Here is a 20,432-nt window from a genome sequence, read left to right as displayed (position 1 = left end):
CCACACGGCGCCCCGACTCTGGTTCTGCTCCGCTCCCCCTACTCAGGCCTCGTTGGCCTTGGGGGGCGCATCGATGGCGCGCGGACCGACGACCCGGTCGATCCACAGGGTCGGCTCTTTGATCTCGTCATGGGTGGGGAGCGTCTCCGCGGACTGCCACACCTGGTTGAAGCCGCTCATCCCCACTTCGGTGACGACCCTGCGGACGAACCGCGAGCCCTCCGCGTACTGCTTCATCTTCAGGTCGATGCCGAGAAGGCGCCGGATCGTCTTGTCGAGCTTGGAGCTGCCGTCCCGCCGCCCCTGGAAACGTGAGCGGATCTGCTGAACGGACGGGACGACCTCCGGGCCGACCGCGTCCATGACGTAGTCGCCGTGCCCTTCGACGAGCGTCATCACCGCTGTGAGGCGGTCGAGGATCGCACGCTGTTCCGGGGACTGGATCGCGTCGATGAGGTTGGCGTCGCCTCCACGCACGGCGTCCGCGACCGCTTCGGCCGCGTCGCGGATGCGTTCCAGCATCACACCCGGGTCGAGGTCGGACGCGAGAAGGAACTCGGTCATCTGCTCCTGGACGTACTCGCGCAACCAGGAAACACCGGTGAACTGGGCGCGATGGGTCTCCTCATGCAGGCACACCCACAGGCGGAAGTCGTGCGCCTCCACGCCGAGTTCCTGCTCGACATGGACGATGTTGGGCGCGACCAGGGTCAGCCGTCCGGTCGGCGCGTGCCCGGACGGGTCCGGCGGCAGGAACAACTCGTACTGGCCCAGTACACGGCTGGCCATGTAGGCGAGGATGGCACCGACCTGCATGCCGGTGACGCGCGAGCCCACGGCCTGGACGACGACGTTGCCCGCACCGCCGAAGGCGCCCGGCCCGCGCCGCTGGGACATCTGCTCCATGAGCGGTTCGAGCACCACACGGAAACCGTCCACGTTCGCGCGGATCCAGCCGGGCCGGTCCACGATCGTCGCCGGGGCGGGATCGAGCTCGGAGGCCATGCCGGTGAAGTCCCGGACATGCCCGTGCGCGACCTTCGACAGCTCCCGCAGTTCCGTCACGACCTCGCGGGCCTCGGCGTGACTGACCTGGGGGCCGGGCCTGACAAGCCGGGTTCCGGCCTGAACTGCCACGTTCCAGTCGATCATTGAGGCGCTCATGTACTCCACCGTACGTTTCGGAGACGGCGCCGGGGCGCCCCTACACAGTCGTTCAACGAACAACCGTTCTGGTTATCTCCCGTACGGACCTGCCCACACTCCAGGTCAGCCCCCGGTGAACGCAGCCGCGCCGCCGATCCGGGCTCAGGCGCACCCGCAGGTCGCCACCGACGCCGCGAGCTGGTCGAGCTTCCCCGGATCGACCGGCCCCTTGCCGTCACCCGCCATGAAGGCGAACGCCAGCAACCGTCCGTCCTGGTCATGCGCCAGCCCCGCCAGCGTGCTGACCCCCGCCAAGGTGCCCGTCTTGGCGCGCACCACACCGGCGCCGGCACGGCTCGTCCCACCGGTGTAGCGGGGCGGGCCCAGCGTCCCCGAAAACCCTGCCACCGGCAGGCCCGTGATGACCGAACGGAGCTCCGGACGGTCCTGACCGGCGGCGAGCGACACGAGACGGGCCAGCGCGATCGGGGATATCCGATTGCGCGGCGAAAGCCCACTGCCGTCGTTCACGGAGATCCCTTCCGCGATGCCCAGCCGCGCAAGTACCTGCTGGACGGCCTGCGCGGCACCCGCGAACGTCACCGGACGTCCCAGCTTCATGGCGACCTGCCTCGCCACCGCCTCCGCCACATCGTTGTCGCTGTCGGTCAACAGCTGCTCCACCAACGCCGACATCGGCGGTGACTGGACGGCGCCCAGGCGGTCCGCCCCCTTCGGCGCGACCGTCCGGCGTCCGACCTTCGCGCCGACTCCGTACTGGGACAGCAGCCGCGCGAACTGCCTCGCCGCGACGACGGCCGGATCGGCCACCCGCGTCTTCTTGGACGGATCCGACGGAGCAACTCGTCCTTCGTCGACCGTGAGTGCCGTGACAGGCGCGACTTCACCATCGGGCAGATAGTTGGGTTTCCACCCCGCAGCCGTCGTGGGCCCCTGGTACGCGGACGTGTCGAAGTCAACACGCACCCGTTCGGTAGCCGTCCCCTTCAGCGCGGTGGCCGTCTGCCTGGCCAGGTCCCGAAGCGACGCATAGGGCGGATTTCCCGTGTTGGGGCGTGCCGGAAGGGCCGTCAATGTCGGGTCCCCTCCCCCGACCAGTACGATCTCGCCACCGGCTCCACGCACGACCTGCGTGGTGATCCTGTGGGCGGGGCCGACCGACGCCAGCGCCGCCGCCGCGGTCACGAGCTTCGTCGTCGAGGCGGGGGTCGCCGGCCGGTCCGCGCGCCACTCGAACAGGGGACGCCGGTCGGCCACATCGATGACCACCGCGTTGATCTTCGCGCGTGGACCGCCGATCACGGTCGAGAGCCGCCCGCCCAGGGTGGACGCGTTCGGTGCCGAACCTGACGCCAGGTCGGCCGCCGAGAGCGCCGCCGGTGCCGGAACCGGAACGACGTCACGTGCGGCGACGCCGGGCGGCTGCGGGGACAGGCGCCGATCCGGTGTGAGTTTCACCACTGCCACACCGGCGACAACAGCGAAAACGTTAAGGAGGGACAGCGACACGACCGCGATGGCACGGGCCCGTCCAGGGACGTGACCGCCCCTCTCCCACTCAGCACTCACCAACGTGCGACATCCTTATATAAGGGAAACACTCACCTGTGGGGACGGCCTCGCCCACGGGCTCCCGAAAGACTATTCACTGCCCGCGTGCAGGGAGCGGAGGACATCTTGGATTTCGACGTCACCATTGAGATCCCGAAGGGCCAGCGGAACAAGTACGAGGTGGACCACGAGACAGGGCGCATCCGGCTCGACCGCATGCTCTTCACCTCGACCCAGTACCCGGCCGACTACGGGTTCATCGAACACACCCTCGGGGAGGACGGCGACCCCCTCGACGCGCTGGTCCTCCTCCAGGAGCCGACGTTCCCCGGCTGCCTCATCCGCTGCCGGGCGGTCGGCATGTTCCGGATGACCGACGAGGCCGGTGGTGACGACAAGGTCCTCTGCGTGCCCGCGACCGACCCCCGCATGGAGCACATGCGCGACATCCACCACGTCGCCGAGTTCGACCGCCTGGAGATCCAGCACTTCTTCGAGGTCTACAAGGACCTGGAGCCGGGCAAGTCCGTGGAGGGCGCGAGCTGGGTGGGGCGCGTCGAGGCCGAGCAGGAGATCGAGCGTTCCCTCAAGCGCGCGGCGGACCTGGGCGGCCACTGACCGATGACCGTGACCGCAGCGACCCACCCAAGGCGACGCCGCGCCCGGTCGACGGTCTGCCCCCGATCCGCCGGCCCGATACAGACGCGACGAGCCGGGACCCGTGGACGGTGCTGACTCCGCTCCCGCGCCCAAGCGACACGACTCAGAGCGATACGGCTTACAGCGACAGGGCTCACGCAGAACCCTTCCGCATGAACCTTCTTGCGGAAGGGTTCTCGTCGTCCAGGGGGTACGCGCACGGACGCTTCAGACCGTCGGACGGGTCGCACCGATCAGGTCCGCTCGGTAGATGCTGGACACGCGCACACGTCCACCGGTGAAGGGCGCTTCCACCATCCGGCCCTTGCCGAGGTAGATGCCTACGTGGTGAATCGTTGCGGGATCGGACGTGTCCTTCGCGAAGAAGACCAGGTCGCCCCTGCGCAGCGCGTCGATGGGGATGTGCGGCCCGGACGCCCACTGCGTACCGGTCCAGTGGTCGAGTCGTACACCGGCCTGGTGCCACGCGTACATCACCAGACCAGAGCAGTCGAAGCCGACCGTTCCCGCGCCTTGCGCCACTCCATGACTCGGACCGGCGACCGTCCCGCCGCCCCACGCATACGGGGTTCCGAGCCACTTCAGTGCCGCTCGCACCGCGACAGCACCGCGCACTGCCGCAGAAGACGGCTCCGCACCAGGCAGTACCGACCCGGCGAACTCGGCACGAGCCTTGATGGCCTCCGCCTTCTCCAGTGCTCGTTCCCGTGCGCGCTTGACCCGGACCGCATGGGCCTGTGCGCGGCCGAGCAGTTCCTCCAGCCGCCGCTTCTCCGTTTCGATCAGCTGTACCGACGCCCGCTGCCTGGCCACCGCTGCCTGAGCGGCTCGCTTGGCCTCGTCGGCGCGCTTCGTCGCGGCACTCTGCTCAACGAACGCCACCCGGGCTTGGCGGCGGAACACGTCGGCGACGATCCGAGACGCCCGGACACGCTCGACCATCGCCGCCCGACGTCGGGCGAGCATCTCGACCATCACGGCCCGGTCCATGTAGCCCTGCGGGCCGCCATGACCGGCGAGCGCCGGGGGCATCCGTCCGGAGCCGGTCCCACCGCGGTAGATCTGTGCCGCGAGTGACGCAAGCTCCCCTCGCGTCTCCTCCACCCGTCGGTCGGCCGCCGCCACTCGCGCCTGGGTCTCCCCGTAGAGCTCCTGAGAGCGACGCAGCTTGACCCGCTCGCCGTGGTAGTGCTCGATCGCGGCCTCGGCGGCGACGGCGAGCCGGTCAAGTTCGCCGTCCGCCTGCGCGAGGAGGGCCTTCGTCCGACCAACCACGGAGGCCTGCTCCCTGACCCGGTTCTCGCTCCGCTCGACATCGCGCGCACTGGGCGAGGGATCGGCGAACGCGCCCGGTGACACCACGCTCATGCCCAACGCAAGGCTCACGCAGAAGGCGAACCGCCACAGCGCCGCCCCACGAAAGAGAGCCGAGAACACTCGGCTGGTCTCCGCCGCACCAGATGCCATGAGCACGTCATCCCCACGGCCACTACCACTTAGCGCAAAAGATCACCTACGGAAGGTAGTCGACTCGACCAATGACGAGTACACCGTCGTACCCGCTCAAGAACTGGAGGGCGGCGGCCCAGAGCCGTCGCCTGTAGGCGGCGGTTCGGCGGGCGGCGGCTCCGGAGAGGACGGAGGCTCCGTGCTGGCAGGCGCACTCCCCGGCCGATGAGTGGCGGACGGCGTGGGCGCAGGACCGGAATCCGTCGGCGTCGGCGTCGGCGTCGGCGTCGGCGAAGGCGTCGGCTCCGGGCCCGGCCCCTTGGGCCGCCAAGTAACGTGCACCTGGATCCCGCCCGGGGAGAACGTGACAACCCCCTCCCCGCGAGAGTCCGTTCGACGCGAAACGTGCACGCGCACGGTCACACTTTTCCCGGCTTCAAGTCGTCCCGACGTGGAACCCAATCGAAGAGGCCCACGGCTTTTCGCCGACCACGACACCGGTCCGCCGTCCGCTCGCAACTGCACCGAACCGTCCGACTCACCCGCCAGGTCAACGAAGAGCGGAGAAACCCCCAGCCTGCCCTTCTGCGCAGAGCCCGACGGCTTTGCCCCCACGCCGGAAGGCGGCGCCGACGTCTGTAGCGCCGTCGGTGGCGCGGACGAGACCCGCGCCCCCAACGGAAACGTGGCGGAGACCGGAACGAGGTCAAGGTGCCCGACCGCCTCAGGTCGGTCCGGAGACGGTCGTCCAGTCTCAGGCCGCTGCGAAATCCCGGGAACCGCGGTCGGACGCGGACCTGCAAGGATCTCCACGTCGCGTCCGCCCGTATCCGACAGCCCGAACATGAATGCGATGGCTGCCCCGGACGTGACGGCCATGGCCACCAGCACAGCGACGATCCGGACTGCCTGGACTCCCAATCCGGTCGGTCGGGGAACGTCTTCCTCCAAGGGCGCCCCCTTGAACCGAGCCCCCACTCCATGCACCAGCCGTAGCCAGCCAGGACACGATGCCCTGAGCGGCCGGGTCAGTCGCCCGGACTGAACGGGAAAACCATCGGCCGTGAATGCGGTGAGCCGCGTCGAGACGAAGAGCCGGTAACCCACCAGTTCCGGGTCGAAGAAGCAACTCATGACCCGAAGCCGTAGCTCCGCCGTCAGGCCGGCGTCCGGCAGAAGCCCATACACCTTGGTCGCCGAGACCGTCCGAGGCCGGAACGCTCCGCAGACAGAGCACTCACCCGCGTGCCGCGACAGCCGACCGTTCAGATCACGGTCGAAGCCACCCCTCCGTTCCCGGAGCAGCCGGGCACGCTCAGCACAGCCGTAAGGACCCTGATGCGCGAGTATCTCCGCCGTCAACGCCCCTTCCAACTCGGCATGCGCCTTGTCAAGCGCCGCCTGGGCGTCTTTGGACGACACGTCGAACACAGCGGCCAGATCAGATAGGGACAGCTCGTGCCTGACCCTCAGTTCCAGAATCTCCCGTGAGGTCGCGGAAAGCGAGCGAACCGCCTGCCACGCCAGGACGCGTTGGTCGACGTCATCCTGGTCATGACTGGCGACAGGAACGTCCGGAGGCTGGCCCTCGGGCGGTAACCGGCGCGCGCACTCCACCCGGGCGATGGCGTAGAGCCACAGGAGGAACCGTTCCGGGTCACGCAGTTTGCCGATGTGCGCCTCGGCCACGATGAACGTGTCACGCAACGCCACCTGCGCCGCGTCCCGGCAACGCAGCTGAAACCAGCAGTAGGAGTAGAGACGTTCGGCATGGGCGTCGTACATGGCTGCGGGGGCGTCGGGGTCGTGCTCGCGCAGCGCCTCGACCAGAAGACGGTCGTCCATGCCACAGAAAATAAGGGCTTCGAGCGTTCCTCACCGACCAATTCACGAGACCGAACCAGGATACCGAACACCATTCTCACCCTTCGCCACACCTTTTCCCAAAGTGTCACATACGAGTAGCCCAGCCGCCCTCCCCAGAAAGTCCCCCACACCCCAGCGAACAGGACAAGGGCCCCTAACCCATCGATCTAAGAACACACCGCCAGGAGCACCCAATAGACCTAAATTGCCCCGCAAAACCCCTACCCATCATCGCCGACAGGCATCCCTCAGCAGCCGCCCCACGCCGTGACCCGCACAAAACAGCCGACAAATTCCCCTGCAATTGCACGCCGCAGGCTCCGGGGCTCGACGGGCGCGCGGCCACCAGCAAAGTCGATCTTCAGAAAACCTTGACACTGTCACAATGACAGTGTCATCCTCATCTCCATGGACGGCACCTGGACGATCAGCGAGCTGGCGGAACACGCCGCGGCGGCCCTCTCCGCGGACGGGTCCACGCAGGTCAGCGGCCGGGTGCGCGACCTGCCCAACGAACGACTGATCCGCTGGTACACCACCATCGGCCTCATCGACCCACCCCTGGGCCGCCGGGGCCGCACCGCCCTGTACGGGCCTCGCCACCTCCTGCAACTGGTCGCCGTGAAACGCCGCCAGGCCACCGGCCGCTCCATCGCCGAGATCCAGATCGAACTCGCCACGGCCACCGACGAGACCCTGGAACGAATCGCCGCCCTCCCCACCCCACCCGCCGTCTCGGCACCACCACCCGCCCGGGTCGAGAAGCCCTCCCGCCCCAACTTCTGGAGTGCACGCCCCGACGTGTCGTACACCCAGGCGACCGTGCCCGACGACTACGGCAAGCCGCCCCCGCCCATCGTCCAGGGAGTCCGGCTCGCCCCCGGCCTCACCCTCGTCCTGGACGTGCCCGTCCTGAACGACGACGACCTCACCGCCATCGAGATCGCCGCCCGACCGCTCCTCCAAGAACTACAACGCCGTGGCCTCGTCAGTGCCCCGGAAAACCCCACATCCCTGTCCGCCCGTCCCACCCGGAGGTCCCAGTGACCGTGCGCATCCTGCCGCTACCCGACGCCACGTCCTCGGAGCCCGACCGCGGACTGGGCGCGCTCAGCACCGACAAGGGCAACCTGCCGCTCGACTCCGTCGACGTGCACGCCACGATCACCGGGCTCGCCGCCGGAGTCGAAATCGTCCAGGGCTTCCACAACCCCCACGACGTGCCGCTGGAGGCCACCTACATCTTCCCGCTGCCCGACCGAGGCGCCGTCACCGCACTGCGCCTGGAGGCCGCCGACCGCGTCATCGAGGGAACCCTGAAGGAACGCGCCCAGGCCAGGCAGGACTACGACACCGCGATCGCCTCCGGCCAACGCGCCGCCATCGCCGAGGAAGACCGTCCCGACGTCTTCACCATGCGGGTCGGCAACATCCTGCCGGGCGAACGCGTGACGCTCAGGCTGAACCTCGACCAACCCCTCCCGCACGACTCAGCGTCAAGCGCCACATTCCGCTTCCCCCTGGTCGTCGCCCCCCGCTTCATCCCAGGAGCCCCCCTGGACGGCGAACGCACCGGCTCCGGAGTCGCCGACGACACCGACGCCGTACCGGACGCCTCCCGAATCAGCCCACCCGTCCTCCTCCCGGGCTTCCCCAACCCGGTCGCGTTGGCCATCACCGTCGACATCAACCCGTCCGGCCTGCCGTTGACCCAGCTCCGCTCGGCCCTGCACGTGGTGACCGAGGCCGAGACCGACGAAACCACGACCCTGCGCCTCCAGCCGGGCGAACGCCTCGACCGCGACTTCATCCTCCGCCTCGACTTCGCCGCACAGGAGAGCGCGTCCCTAACCCTCGTCCCAGACGACTCCGGCGAGGAAGGAACGTTCAACCTGACCGTGCTCCCCACCGGCGAGACCCGTCCGAGCCCACGCGACGTCGTACTCGTCCTCGACCGATCCGGCAGCATGCACGGCTGGAAGATGGTCGCCGCCCGCCGCGCCGCCGCCCGCATCGTCGACACCCTCCACGCCGACGACCGTTTCACCGTCCTCTCCTTCGACAGTGTCATCGAACGCCCCAGGGACCTCTCCCCCGGCCTGGTGAACGCCACCGACCGCAACCGATTCCGCGCGGTCGAGCACCTGGCAACACTGAAGGCACGGGGCGGCACCGAAATGCTGTCCCCCCTGGACGAGGCCTGCCACCTCCTGGCCGACTCCACGCGCGACCGCGTCCTGGTCCTCATCACCGACGGTCAGGTCGGCAACGAAGACCAACTCCTCGCCCACCTCGAACCCCGCCTGCGAGGCGTCCGCGTCCACACGGTCGGCATCGACCGGGCCGTCAACGCGGGTTTCCTGAACCGGCTCGCGACCATCGGCCAGGGACGCTGCGAACTGGTCGAGTCCGAAGACCGCCTGGACGAGGCGATGGAGTCGATCCACCACCGGATCAGCGCACCGCTCGCAACCGGCCTCACCCTCCACCCCGAAGACCTGGAGATCATCCCCGACTCCGTGGCCCCCGCCAGGCTGGGCTCCCTCTTCCCCGGCGTACCCCTGGTGATCGCCGGCCGCTACCGCGGCACCCCGTCCGGCTCCCTCACCATCAAAGGAACCACGTCCGGACAACGAACCTGGGAACAACAAGCCACGGCCACCGTCACCAAGGCCCCGGCCACCCGATCCGTCTGGGCCCGCGCCCACCTCCGCGACCTGGAAGACCGCTACACGGCCGGAGGCCCCGCCGCCCTGGAACAACGCATCATCGACACATCACTCCGCTTCGGCGTTCTGTGCCGCTTCACCGCATTCGTTGCCGTGGACGACCGCGTGGTCACCAACGGCGGCACTCCACACCAGGTCGTCCAGCCAGTGGAAACGCCCCAGGGCTGGGCGGCCCCCGCAGCCGCCGCCCCCATGGCAGTACCCGCCGCCTTCTCCGCCGCCCCGGCCCCCCTCGCCTCAGCACCACCTCCGGCCCCCGGAGGCCCCCCACCGCCCTACAGCGCCGCACCACCCCCGGTAATGCCGGGCCGTGCCTCCGGCCACCCCCGCGGCAGACGAACAGCAAAGCCAAAGCCGTCCGACACCCCCCACACGCCCATCACCGGCTTCCAACAGGAACTGAAGAACATCCTCGACCGCCTACGCCAAGTACCCGACTCGCACGACCAACGCGTCCACCACCTAATAGTCGAACTCCTCCCCCTCCTCAACTCGATCATCCAACGAATGGAGGCCCAACACCTGAACACCAAACCCCTCACCGACCTACGCGACGACCTACGCCGCCTGCACCCCACATCCGACCAGACCACCATCGACAACCTATGGACCCGCACCCTCCACATCCTCACCGCCCAAACCGGCGAAAGCACCCCCCGCCGCCCCTTCTGGAAACGCCCCAAATAACCAACCCACCACAGCCCACCAAACACCACTCGCACTCAATCCACAATCACACCTACACGCGCAAGTGTTCACCCCAATCTCAGAGAGGCATGCAGTTCACCGCCCTGAATCACTCCGCGCTATAGCTGACGCCGAGCTCGTCGGCGGCCTTCACTGGGTCTGCAGGCAGCAACCTGCAGGGTCGCCCCCGTCCCACCACCGGTAGGCGACGCCATCCCAGTCGTCAGTCGACGAGCCGGCCCGCAAACCGCCCCTGGGACCGGCGCTGACCACTACAGCAGGGCACCTGTCTTCCTCGCTCGGATGCTCTGTGCGACCCTGCAGCGGACGTGTACCAGGACACCCGACCATCTCCTACCTCTCGCCCCCCAAGATGATCACTTTTCAGTGGCAAGATCCGACCGACCTCGGCCACAACACACTCCTGTCGAATGGAGCCGACCGTGATTCGGCACCGTCGAAAGACAGAGTCGCGCCCCGGCCACGGAGTAGCAACATAAGCATCGTGATTGCCTTTCTCGCCCTCGCCCTCGCCTTAAGCCTGGGAACTTTCGCTTACGACCGAGCGCGAAACAAGCATGACCTTCTGCTGAACCTTCACGATCGACTGGTCACCGCCGATCAACAAGAGGGCCGCCGACTTCTCTACCTGATGGCGGAGGAACAACGCCAGGTCGAGCAGCTCACCCAAGTTGATACGTTAAGATCAACAACTCTTTGGCTCAACTGAACGTCCTGGCGCTCTACTACACACGCCGCCACGTTCGCCCCAAAGAAGTTCTCGAACTGTGGTCGCCTCAGGTGGTCCGTGCCTTCCCCGCAGCCCAGCCGATCCTGGAACACCGGAGCGTGCTCTCGGGCTACGGCGCTGCACGGCACTTACGAGCGTTGAGCTCAGACGCAGAGGCGTATCTACAACGCCGCAGACTTTCCGTCCGTCTTCCGCAGCCGCCCCAGTCCGGCCAACCTCACCGGGCCCCTGGCGGACCGATCAGTCCACTACGAAGAAACCAGGTCGGGACTGCGCGGGCAACACGACACCGGGACACTCCCGACCCACTCGGCTGAGCAGATCGCCGGGAACGGCACGTCGCTCTTGAAGGCAGACCTCGCCGACCCCGGGCCGAAGCTCTCCCCCTCGGCCAGCACGACTTATCAGTCCAAGCGCAGGCCAGCCGACGCGCCCACCAGCATCCTCCCCACCCTGTGGACCGCCGACCAGCCCACTCCCCCAGGGCAGGGTGCGGACGACGAGGGCGTGACCGACCGGCACAAGACCTCATGCCGGCCCGCAGCGGCGACCGCCGGCGTCCGCTCGCACGAAACTTCCTGCGCAGTGTGGCAGGCACCGGAACAGGAGGCTGACCACGACCGTTCTCGACACGACTCCCACCGCCTCTCGAACTCACATGCAGCAGGGCATGGTTGACCAGCTGCCCTACTCCGCAGAGCGGTTCGCTGGGCAACTCCCCGACTACGCCCAAGCGCTCTTTTCCGAGGTCGTCATCGGTCGCATGGACGGCGAGCCGATCGGCCAGGCATCCGAGTACGTGCTACCCGTGAAGGCCAGTTTCGTGGAGTGGACTGACGACACCCGCGCCGGATGGGTTGGTTCACCCCGAGACTGGGTCATGCACGTCCGCGCTCAACGAGCTGATGGTCGTCCCGCAATGACAGAGCAGGGCCGTGGCGCACGCCTTGCCGCAACTTCCTACTGGGCAGCCGGAGCGTGGACCGGCGACGCTTTTGGTCCACGAGGCCAACGAGCCAACCCACCACACGTTCGCGCAGCGCGTCTTGGGCAGGGCCAGGAAGGCACAGGCGTCGACCCTCCGCATGCGGGCGGACGCGTGCCCGACGACATCCCAGAACACGAGGCGGGGACGCGCTCATGGTGAGCGCGTCCCCGCGTGGTCGTCGGTCCGGATCGTCCGGATCAGGCGTGCTTGGGACGGTAGCGGCGCAGGAGCGGCACCAGGTTCAGGAGCAAGCCGACCACGGCGACGACACTGACCAGGTTGACGCCCGGGTGGAACTCGGCGAAGTTCTCGCTACCGGCCGCGGTTCCGTCCGCGACCAGAACCGTGACCACCGCCAAGACCAGGGCGGCCCCGACCTGGGCCGACGTGTGGACGAGACCGGACGCCAGACCCTGTTCAGAGTCGTCGATCCCTTCCGTCGCCTGCGCCATGATCGAGCTGAACCCGAACGCGAATCCGCCGCCCAGCAGCACCATCGTCGGCAGAACCGTCACCAGGTAGTTCGGAGTGTTCCCTGCCGTCACCAGGAACCACGCGTAACCGAGGCTCAGGGACGTCAGCGCGCTGATGATCAGCCTGGGCGTGCCGAACCGGTTGATCAGGTGCCCGACGAACGGGGAACCAACGGCCACGACAAGCCCGGCCGGCAGCAACGCCAGCGCCATCTTCAGCGGCGACCAGTGCAGGACGTCCTGCAGGTAGAGCGTCATCATGAACTGGAAACTCAGGTACGACCCGAACAGCGCGATGATGCTCAGGTTCGCCCGCACGATCGACCCGATCCGCAGGATGCCGAGCCGGATCAGCGGGTGCCGCACCTTGTTCTCCGCCACGAAGAAGGCGCCCAGCAGCGCCACCGCCAACGCGACCAACCCCAGCGTGACGGGGTCGAGCCACCCGCGTTCAGGTGCGGAGACGACCGCGTACACGGCGAGCAGCATGCCGCCGGTGAGCGTCACGGCCCCGACGATGTCATGGCCGCCACCGGCCGCAGGCCGGTCCTTCGGGATCAGCGCGAGACCCGCGACAAGCGCGATAAGGGCGAGAGGCACCGGCGTCAGGAACGTCCAACGCCACCCGATGCCCGTCAGCAGGCCGCCGAGGATCAGCCCCGACGAGTAGCCGCTGGCCCCGAAGACCGAGAAGACCGACAACGCCCGGTTACGTGCCGGTCCCTCCTGGAACGTAGTGGTCAAGATCGACAAAGCGGTCGGTGCGGTGAACGCGGCGGCGAGCCCCTTGATGAAACGGGTGGCGATCAACAGGGCGCCGTTGTTGACGAGCCCGCCGATCAGCGACGCCACGGCGAACACCGCGAGCGCGATGATGAACACCTTCCGGCGTCCGAGCAGGTCCGCGGTGCGTCCACCGAGCAGCAGCAGACCGCCGTAACCAAGGACGTAACCGTTCACGATCCACTGCAGCGACGTCGTGGACAGGCCCAACTCGGCGCCGATGGACGGCAGCGCGACGCCGACCATCGAGACGTCGAGTCCGTCCAGGAACAACACGGCGCACAGGACCGCGAGGACCCCCCACAGCCGAGGAGTCCAGGTCTGTTCGGCCGGCGCGCTCTTGGTGGTCGGCGCGCCGACGGTAGAGGCAGGTGAGGTGTCAGTGATAGTCACGTCGGAGGACACTACATGCACATGCATCCAATGTCCATGCACTAGATTCCTCGGAACTTAATTCATGTGCATCAGATGCGCGCACATGGTACGATCCGCGCCATGAAAGCGGAGGCTGCCCTCATCGACCGGTGGCGTGAGCTCGCGACCTGCTACAACAAGCTCGCGTGCGCCCTCGACCGCGCGCTCCAGGACGCCCACGGCCTCACCATGAGCGAGTACGAGACGCTCGATCGCCTCGTCGACGCCCAATGTGACAAGCCCCGCATGCAGGAGATCGCCGCGGCCATGTACCTCAGCCAGAGCGCCCTCTCCCGCACCGTCGCCCGCCTGGAGAAACAGAGCTACGTCCGACGCGACCTCTGCGAGTTCGACCGCCGCGGCGTCGTCGTCGCCATCACCGACGCGGGCCGCCGATGTCACGCCGAAGCCCGCGAAACCCACCTGAAGATCCTCGCCGAGCACCTGGCCCCGTCCCCCCAACCCGTCGGCTAAGCACCACGTCCCGACAGGGAACCCAGGCCTCAATAGGAGCACCGCCCCCAGCCCTCACCAGACCGTAAGCACCACCCCGAGACCGTCTGGAGAACACGCCCGCTCCCGCCGTTTCAAACCCACTCACCCAGAACATCGCCGCCACACGCCGACATCCCGCAGAGTCGAACGCGCCCACCTGACCCCTGTTGAGGTCCAGCGGCCGTGCATGATGCTCGTTCACCGATCGCCGTACGATTCATACGCGAGGTACTCGCCAAAGTCGTCCCGAAGCCACACGGGAGTCCCCCACCGCCCGCCATGTTCCAGCGAACCCTCGTAGACGAGCTCCAAGAAGCTGCCATTCCTGTCGCCCATCTGCCCAAGCCGCCGATTCCGGCTGTACAGAAAAAGCGAAACGCTGGCACGAGGCTCCCCGTCGATGAGTTCCATCCCCAGCACACCTTCCCAGCACAATCGGAAGCCGTTGCCATGCGGAGGCGAACTACGGATGGCACAGCAGAACGCGTCGTCACCTACGAAGGCCTCCTCAAGAGGCTCCGCAAACGTTATATCTTCCTGCAGAACCGCGCTCAACTCTGCGATGAGCCGAACAATCCACCTACGCCGAGGGTCATCTCCGCTGATCACCATCACCCTCCGATCAACTTACAACGATCATGCCACGAGCAGTAACGGGGACGCTCGAACAGGTGCATACCCGCTAGCAGAAAGCCCCGAGACATACTGCAATGGCGCCGACCCAGCCTGGGCCTTGGATACTGTGCGCGCCAGAACGGCTTGACCTCACAACAGCCGCCGCAAACAGGTACCACGCCGCGCGGGCCATGGGACACTCAGGCGCATCCAAAGACCGACCGACGCCCATTCCCGCCGCAACCGGGTCGGCCCAAAACGAGCCGCGAACACCAGACTATCGTCACACCATTGCGTCCAGTAAACAAGCCGCAATGAGAACTGCCAGGGGCCGCGAACATCGATCGGCGCGTGTCCGAGTTCGCCCCTTACATACCCCAGACGCAACAGGGGCAGCCTGGTCCCGGCCATGGACACACCCTGCCGAGCAGAACCCACAGCCGCCCGGACTCATCCGCTGACCTTCTCAGCACCCGTCCAGGCGCCAGATTCCGGGTTCATCCGAGTTGTTAGCACCCGCGTTAGTCGATGCACCGTTCCGAAGGATGCTTTTATGCGAACGGCGCCCGGCCTGAGACACACGGTTGCCTAGGGGGCATCCCCCGCAGCGCAAGGCTTCCAGGAAGCTGCGATACCACCTGGCGAAGGGCTCGCTCAAACACTTCCCTCCTGAGTCAGGTAGAGATAGTGCGAGGCTAGCGGCTGCTGACCGCCACACCTTCGGAGTGATCCCAGTGCGCCGACTGTTATCTATCCTCCCATCACGTTCTTGATCTTGGGCGCTTCAGCCTGCTCTGACGGCGACCTCGACACCGTTGCAGGTAAGTGGCGTTATGAGTGGCGCAACTCCGTCGATGAAGTGGAGTCAGAAACTCTTGAGCTATGGGCAGTACCGCGTTTCGCTTGACTGCGACACGGTCAAGGTCGACCTGGATGCCGTGCCCGCCGACAACGGAAAAAGCTCACTTTAACGACGATTGAGGGCAACAAGCGCGACTTCACGCGCATGACCGGCTGACACCGGACTTCTGCAACCTGCACCTTGGGGCCCTCCGACTGCTCAGGTAAGGCGGGCGCGTACAGAAACGCGCGACATGAGCGGACGGCACAGGCCGCATGCCCAACTCCCAGAACTGGGCGCGACCACCGGGCACCCTCAACGCAACGCAGAACCCAATCAACGTTCCACCCGGGACGTCATCGCCGGCGAGCACATCGAGGGGGCGACCAAGAGCGACCGATCCCGTGCCGTAAGCGTCCTCCGCGAGCACAGCAAGGGTTAGGCGGCCAACAAGCTCCTCGTCGGCGAGAAGTGACGCGGTTCGGAAGACGACTACGTAGCCGCGCTCGGCTGGGCAACCCTATCCATTCGGACTCGATCGGCTGACTCATGACCGAGACCATTCGGACCTACCACAAACCGAGGGACGGGCCGCGTCCGGCTGAGCCGCTCCCCCACACCCGGCTTCACCACCTGCGACTCATCCACGCGACCACGTTGCTCTCGGCCAGCGCCCCCGCCCCTATGGTGGCCGCTCGACTCGGGCATACCGATCCGCCATCGCCCTCCGGGTCTACGCACACATGACCCGACCAGCCGAGGTGGCCGCTGCCGACGTGTTCCCGCGAGTCATGAACGAGGCCGCCCAGATGCTGCTGTCAGCAAAGGCCCCCTTCCACGCTCGGAAGGGGGCCTTTGAGGTGGAGCCGCCTGTCGGAATCGAACCGACGACCTATTCATTACGAGTGAATCGCTCTGCCGACTGAGCTAAGGCGGCGTGCCGTGTGGAGCACGGCGCGATGCAGTCTACCGGGTCTGCGGGGGTGCGTGTGCACTGGTTATTCAGCGGCAGGTGGTGCCGTCCTTTGGTGGGTCGGTGGAGATGAGGTAGTTGTCGGTCGCCTGGGTGATGCAGTGGTCACCCTGGAGGTAGGCGGTGTGGCCGTCGCCGTCGAAGGTGAGGAGGACGCCGCTGGAGAGTTGGTCCGCGAGGCTCTGGGACCACTTGTACGGTGTGGCGGGGTCGCGGAGGGTGCCGATGACCAGGATAGGGGCGGCGCCCTTGGCGGTGATGGGTTTTGGTTGGTCCTTCGTCTGGGCGGGCCAGTAGACGCAGGGGATGCCGCCCCAGACGACGAAGGGGCCGAAGCGGGGAGCGGCCTTCTCGGCTTCGGTGGCCGCCTTTGCGTAGGTGGCGGCGTCCGGGGGGTTGGGCTTGTCGACGCAGTTGACGGCCATGTTCGCGTCGGTCTGGTTGCTGTAGGAGCCGTCGGGTTTGCGTTCGACCATCTCGTCCGCGAGGGTCAGGAGCATCGTGCCGTCGGACTTCTGTATGGCCTGGGTGAGGGCCTGCCGGAGGACGGGCCAGTACTCCTTCACGTAGAGGGCCCTGGCCAGACCCATGACGGCCAGGGACTCGGTGACCTTTCGCGAGTCTCGGCTGTTCGCGAGCGGTGTCTGGTCGGTCTTGGCGAGGAAGGACGAGATGGTCGCCAGGACCGCGTCGACGGAGTTGCCGAAGCGGCAGGAGCCTGCTCGGACGCAGTCGTCGGCGAAGGCGCGGAGTGCGGTTTCGAAGCCCTTGGCCTGTTCGATCAGCACGTCGGTCGAGGAGAGTGTCGGGTCGACGGCGCCGTCCAGGACGAAGGCGCGGATGTTCTGGGGGAACTGCTCGGCGTAGAAGGCGCCCAGGTAGGTGCCGTAGGAAGCGCCGTAGTAGGTCAGCTTCGGGTCGCCGAGGGCGGCGCGTAGGACGTCCATGTCGCGGGCGGCGTTGACGGTTCCGACGTGTGGGAGCGTGGCGGACGCCTTCGACTTGCAGTTCTGGGCGAACTCCTGGCCTTCGGTGGCGAGCGCGTCGGTTTCCTTCTTGTCGTCCGGGGACGCGTCGGTGGCGAAGAAGTCGTCGAGTTGAGGGCCGGTGTTACAGCGGACAGGGGCACTGGCTGCGACACCGCGCGGGTCGAAGCCGACGATGTCGAAGCGGTCGCGCAGGTCGTTTCCGAACGCGCGGGCCGCCTGGCGAACGAAGTTGACGCCAGAACCGCCGGGCCCGCCGGGGTTGGTGAGGAGCGAACCGATCCGGGCGGATTCGTTCTGCGCGGGGAGTCTGATGACGGAGATGCCGACCTTCGCACCGGCCGGTTCGGTGTAGTCGAGTGGCACCTGGACGGTCGCGCACTGGAACCCGTCCCGGCAGTCCTTCCAGGAGGGTTTCTGCTGGTAGAAAGCTTCGAGGCCGGCTGGGGCGCTCGCGGACGGTACTGACCGTCGGGCGCTGCCGTCGTCGCTGTTGCATCCGGTGGCCACCGCGAGTGTCGAGACCACGGCGACACTGAGGAACTTCGCTGCCCGCACCTGAACCCCGTCTCATGATTGCGGTACGTACACTGCCGCATACGCTACGACGTCGTAGCGGCCAAGGGCTACTTCTCTGCGTAGTCGCGTTCGATGCCGTCGAGCAACCAGTTCAGGCCCTCGGTGAAGTGCTCTCGACCGTAGAGGCCCTTCTCGAAGAGCGGTTTGAGGTGAGGGAACTCACCGCTCTCCAGGAGCGAGCGGACGTACTCCCGCTCCAAGAGGCTGGTGTGGACGCGTTCCTGGCCGTTCTCGCGGACGTGTTGCTCTCGCACCGTGTAGCCCAGCATGTAGTGGTCGACGGTGGTGACGATGGCCAGCATGGCCTCGGGATCTGTGGTGAGCAGTGCGGCCGCGGCCAGGGACTGCTCGACATGACGAAGACCGTTGGGCCCCACGCGGGGAGAGCGGTGGGCGAGCTCAAGCATCCAGGGATGCCTGAGACCGACCTCGCGTTCCTTGTGGACGATCTGAAGGATCGCCTCGCGCCAGTCGTCGGACAACTCTCCCTCGACCAGGACCTCCTTGGCGACCTCGTCGTACATGAGGTCGAAGATGTCCTCTTTCGCATCGATGTGGGTGTACAGGCTCATCGCACGGACACCCAACTCGTTCGCGATGCGGCGAATCGACACCGCGTCCAGGCCCTCGGCGTCCGCGATCTTGATTGCCGCCTCGACGATCGCCGCCCGCGTCAACTTCGGGCGGCGTCCGCCGCGAGGACGCGTCCACACGTCGCCTGACCTTGCCGAACCTTCCACATCTCGATCTTACGCGATACACCGTATCGATACGGTGTACGGATTCTCTGATACGGTGTACGGTAGTGGCGATACGGTGTACGGAGACGGAGGGTGGCCGAATGACCTCCACGCGGAAGGCGCCGCGTGTCGGCGCGGAGGGCATCGACCCGCAGCTGCGCAACCTCGCGATCGTCGTGGTGCTCGGCGCGATCATGACGGTTCTGGACGGCACGATCGTCAACGTCGCGATCGCGTCGCTGGGCAGGGACTTCGGCACATCCCTGTCGACCGTTCACTGGGTGGTGACCGGCTACACCCTCGCCCTGTCCATGGCGATCCCCCTGACCGGATGGTCGGTGTGGCGGTTCGGTGCCCGCACCATGTGGCTCGTCTCGATCGGTGTGTTCGTCAGCGGGTCGCTGTTGTGCGGTCTCGCCTGGTCGATCCCTACGCTGATCGCGTTTCGCGTCCTCCAGGGAGTAGGCGGCGGGATGCTGCTGCCGGTCGGGCAGATGATGCTCGCTCGCGAGGCGGGGCCGGAACGGATGGGCCGTGTCATGAGCATCGTTTCGGTTCCGGCCATGCTCGCGCCGGTGCTCGGCCCGCTTCTCGGCGGCGTCATCCTCGACGATCTCAACTGGCGCTGGATGTTCTTCGTGAACGTCCCGTTCTGCGCGCTCGCGCTGGTCGCGGCCCTGCGGATGCTGCCGCGCGACACCGAGCGCAGCGGCGACGCCCGGCTGGACGTGGTCGGCATACTGCTCCTGTGCCCTGGTCTGGCGGCCCTGGTGTACGGGCTTTCGGAGGCCGGGAACGGAACGAGCCTCACCGGCGCGCGCTTCCTCTTCAGCGTCAGCGCCGGGGCCGTCCTGGTGGCCGCGTTCGTCGCGCACGCGTTGCGCATAAGGGACGGCGCGCTCATCGATCTACGCCCACTGGGCACCCGGGCGTTCACCACCGCCACCGGAGGTCTCTTCCTCTACAGCGGCGCGATGTTCGGTGTGATGATCCTGGTGCCACTGTTCGCGGGAATCGTCCGCGGTGACTCAGCATTGGACGCGGGCTGGCTGCTGGCCCCAATGGGTCTCGGCGCGATGATGACCATGTCGGTGTCGGGGCGGCTGAGCGACAGGTACGGCGGACGCCGGTTCGCCGTCGGTGGCGTCCTCTGCGTACTCGCCGGCGTGCTGGCACTCACCGGCATCGGTCCCGGTACCGGACGCGCCATGATCATGGTCGCGATGTTCGGTGTCGGGCTGGGCCACGGCCTGATCGCTCCCTGCCTGCTGTCGATGGCCTACCAGGGCCTGCCACGGACGGCGGTGCCCGCGGCGACGACCGGCGCGAACATCCTGATCCGCGTGGGCAGCTCGTTCGGAACCGCGGTCGTCGCGGTCATCTTGCAGATCGCCATCCGCGACGAGATTCCCGGTACGTCCGGCAACCTCCCCGAAGCCGCCGAACGACACGCGACCGACACACCCACCCTCTTGACGAGCGCCTTCACCGGGACGTTCTGGTGGGTCGCCGCGATCCTGCTCATTTCCCTCTTCCCGATTCTCGCCATCCCCCGCAGACCAAAGGAGACCCATGTCAACGCCCAATGACGACGCCAGGGCTCAAACCGAGAACGCATCCGCCACGACCCGCGACCAGGCCCAAGACCACATCCACCGACAACGCCGGAGCCCAAATCAAGCACG

At 67.1% G+C, this 20,432-nt stretch carries 14 protein-coding genes and 1 tRNA gene; 6 read left to right on the top strand and 9 right to left on the bottom strand.

All coding sequences use genetic code 11. From position 1 onward, the window contains the following. Positions 1 to 42 precede the first annotated feature (42 nt). Together D0T12_RS31905 and dacB are read right to left on the bottom strand one after the other, a co-directional pair. On the bottom strand, positions 43 to 1,152 hold the full coding sequence (locus D0T12_RS31905; protein ID WP_117404410.1) for a zinc-dependent metalloprotease: 1,110 nt from the start codon (positions 1,150 to 1,152) through the stop codon (positions 43 to 45). A 156-nt stretch (positions 1,153 to 1,308) separates the two neighbouring features. Then, complete coding sequence (gene dacB / locus D0T12_RS31900) at positions 1,309 to 2,634, bottom strand: D-alanyl-D-alanine carboxypeptidase/D-alanyl-D-alanine endopeptidase (protein WP_233526411.1); 1,326 nt, start codon at positions 2,632 to 2,634, stop codon at positions 1,309 to 1,311. Positions 2,635 to 2,844: 210 nt separating this feature from the next. On the opposite strand from dacB, the gene D0T12_RS31895 reads away from it, so the two are divergent. Next, complete coding sequence (locus D0T12_RS31895; RefSeq protein WP_117404483.1) at positions 2,845 to 3,336, top strand: inorganic diphosphatase; 492 nt, start codon at positions 2,845 to 2,847, stop codon at positions 3,334 to 3,336. A 249-nt stretch (positions 3,337 to 3,585) separates the two neighbouring features. Here the strand turns inward: D0T12_RS31895 and D0T12_RS31890 are convergent, their stop codons facing one another. Beyond that, positions 3,586 to 4,653 carry a C40 family peptidase gene (locus D0T12_RS31890; protein ID WP_233526410.1) on the bottom strand — a complete coding sequence of 356 codons (1,068 nt, stop codon included), beginning with the start codon at positions 4,651 to 4,653 and terminating at the stop codon, positions 3,586 to 3,588. Positions 4,654 to 4,941: 288 nt separating this feature from the next. Then, positions 4,942 to 6,672: an RNA polymerase sigma factor gene (locus D0T12_RS35680; RefSeq protein ID WP_158581708.1), complete on the bottom strand. Its 1,731-nt coding sequence runs from the start codon at positions 6,670 to 6,672 to the stop codon at positions 4,942 to 4,944. A 429-nt stretch (positions 6,673 to 7,101) separates the two neighbouring features. On the opposite strand from D0T12_RS35680, the gene D0T12_RS31880 reads away from it, so the two are divergent. From D0T12_RS31880 to D0T12_RS35110, 3 genes are all read left to right on the top strand, one after another. Next, positions 7,102 to 7,740 carry a helix-turn-helix domain-containing protein gene (locus D0T12_RS31880; RefSeq protein WP_117404404.1) on the top strand — a complete coding sequence of 213 codons (639 nt, stop codon included), beginning with the start codon at positions 7,102 to 7,104 and terminating at the stop codon, positions 7,738 to 7,740. Further along, positions 7,737 to 10,109 carry a VIT domain-containing protein gene (locus tag D0T12_RS31875; RefSeq protein ID WP_117404402.1) on the top strand — a complete coding sequence of 791 codons (2,373 nt, stop codon included), beginning with the start codon at positions 7,737 to 7,739 and terminating at the stop codon, positions 10,107 to 10,109. The genes D0T12_RS31880 and D0T12_RS31875 overlap by 4 nt, the downstream gene beginning before the upstream one ends. Positions 10,110 to 10,614: 505 nt before the next feature. After that, entirely contained in the window at positions 10,615 to 10,839 is a 225-nt protein-coding gene (locus tag D0T12_RS35110; RefSeq protein WP_147339721.1) for a hypothetical protein, read from the top strand. A 1,206-nt stretch (positions 10,840 to 12,045) separates the two neighbouring features. On the opposite strand, the gene D0T12_RS31870 is transcribed toward D0T12_RS35110, so the two are convergent. After that, positions 12,046 to 13,497, bottom strand: a complete 1,452-nt coding sequence (locus tag D0T12_RS31870; protein WP_407642136.1) for an MFS transporter — start codon at positions 13,495 to 13,497, stop codon at positions 12,046 to 12,048. A gap of 102 nt (positions 13,498 to 13,599) precedes the next feature. Between D0T12_RS31870 and D0T12_RS31865 the strand changes: the two genes are divergently transcribed. Beyond that, positions 13,600 to 13,992: a MarR family winged helix-turn-helix transcriptional regulator gene (locus D0T12_RS31865; protein ID WP_117404398.1), complete on the top strand. Its 393-nt coding sequence runs from the start codon at positions 13,600 to 13,602 to the stop codon at positions 13,990 to 13,992. Positions 13,993 to 14,211: 219 nt separating this feature from the next. Here D0T12_RS31865 and D0T12_RS35105 read toward each other — a convergent pair whose 3' ends face one another. The 4 genes from D0T12_RS35105 to D0T12_RS31845 form a co-directional block, all read right to left on the bottom strand. Further along, positions 14,212 to 14,424, bottom strand: coding sequence for a hypothetical protein (locus D0T12_RS35105; RefSeq protein WP_147339720.1), 213 nt, complete (start codon positions 14,422 to 14,424; stop codon positions 14,212 to 14,214). A gap of 1,906 nt (positions 14,425 to 16,330) precedes the next feature. Further along, positions 16,331 to 16,406: transfer RNA gene (locus tag D0T12_RS31855), tRNA-Thr, on the bottom strand. Positions 16,407 to 16,471: 65 nt separating this feature from the next. Next, positions 16,472 to 17,986, bottom strand: a complete 1,515-nt coding sequence (locus D0T12_RS31850) for an alpha/beta hydrolase (protein WP_233526409.1) — start codon at positions 17,984 to 17,986, stop codon at positions 16,472 to 16,474. A gap of 68 nt (positions 17,987 to 18,054) precedes the next feature. Continuing rightward, positions 18,055 to 18,720, bottom strand: a complete 666-nt coding sequence (locus D0T12_RS31845) for a TetR/AcrR family transcriptional regulator (RefSeq protein WP_199487820.1) — start codon at positions 18,718 to 18,720, stop codon at positions 18,055 to 18,057. Between the two features lie 128 nt (positions 18,721 to 18,848). On the opposite strand from D0T12_RS31845, the gene D0T12_RS31840 reads away from it, so the two are divergent. Continuing rightward, complete coding sequence (locus tag D0T12_RS31840) at positions 18,849 to 20,336, top strand: MDR family MFS transporter (protein WP_117404392.1); 1,488 nt, start codon at positions 18,849 to 18,851, stop codon at positions 20,334 to 20,336. Positions 20,337 to 20,432 lie beyond the last annotated feature (96 nt).

It is taken from the genome of Actinomadura spongiicola, from assembly GCF_003432485.1.
Classification (GTDB): Bacteria; Actinomycetota; Actinomycetes; order Streptosporangiales; family Streptosporangiaceae; genus Spirillospora; species Spirillospora spongiicola.
Note: the sequence above shows the minus strand (reverse complement) of the source record. Positions and strands in the feature narration are given on the sequence as shown.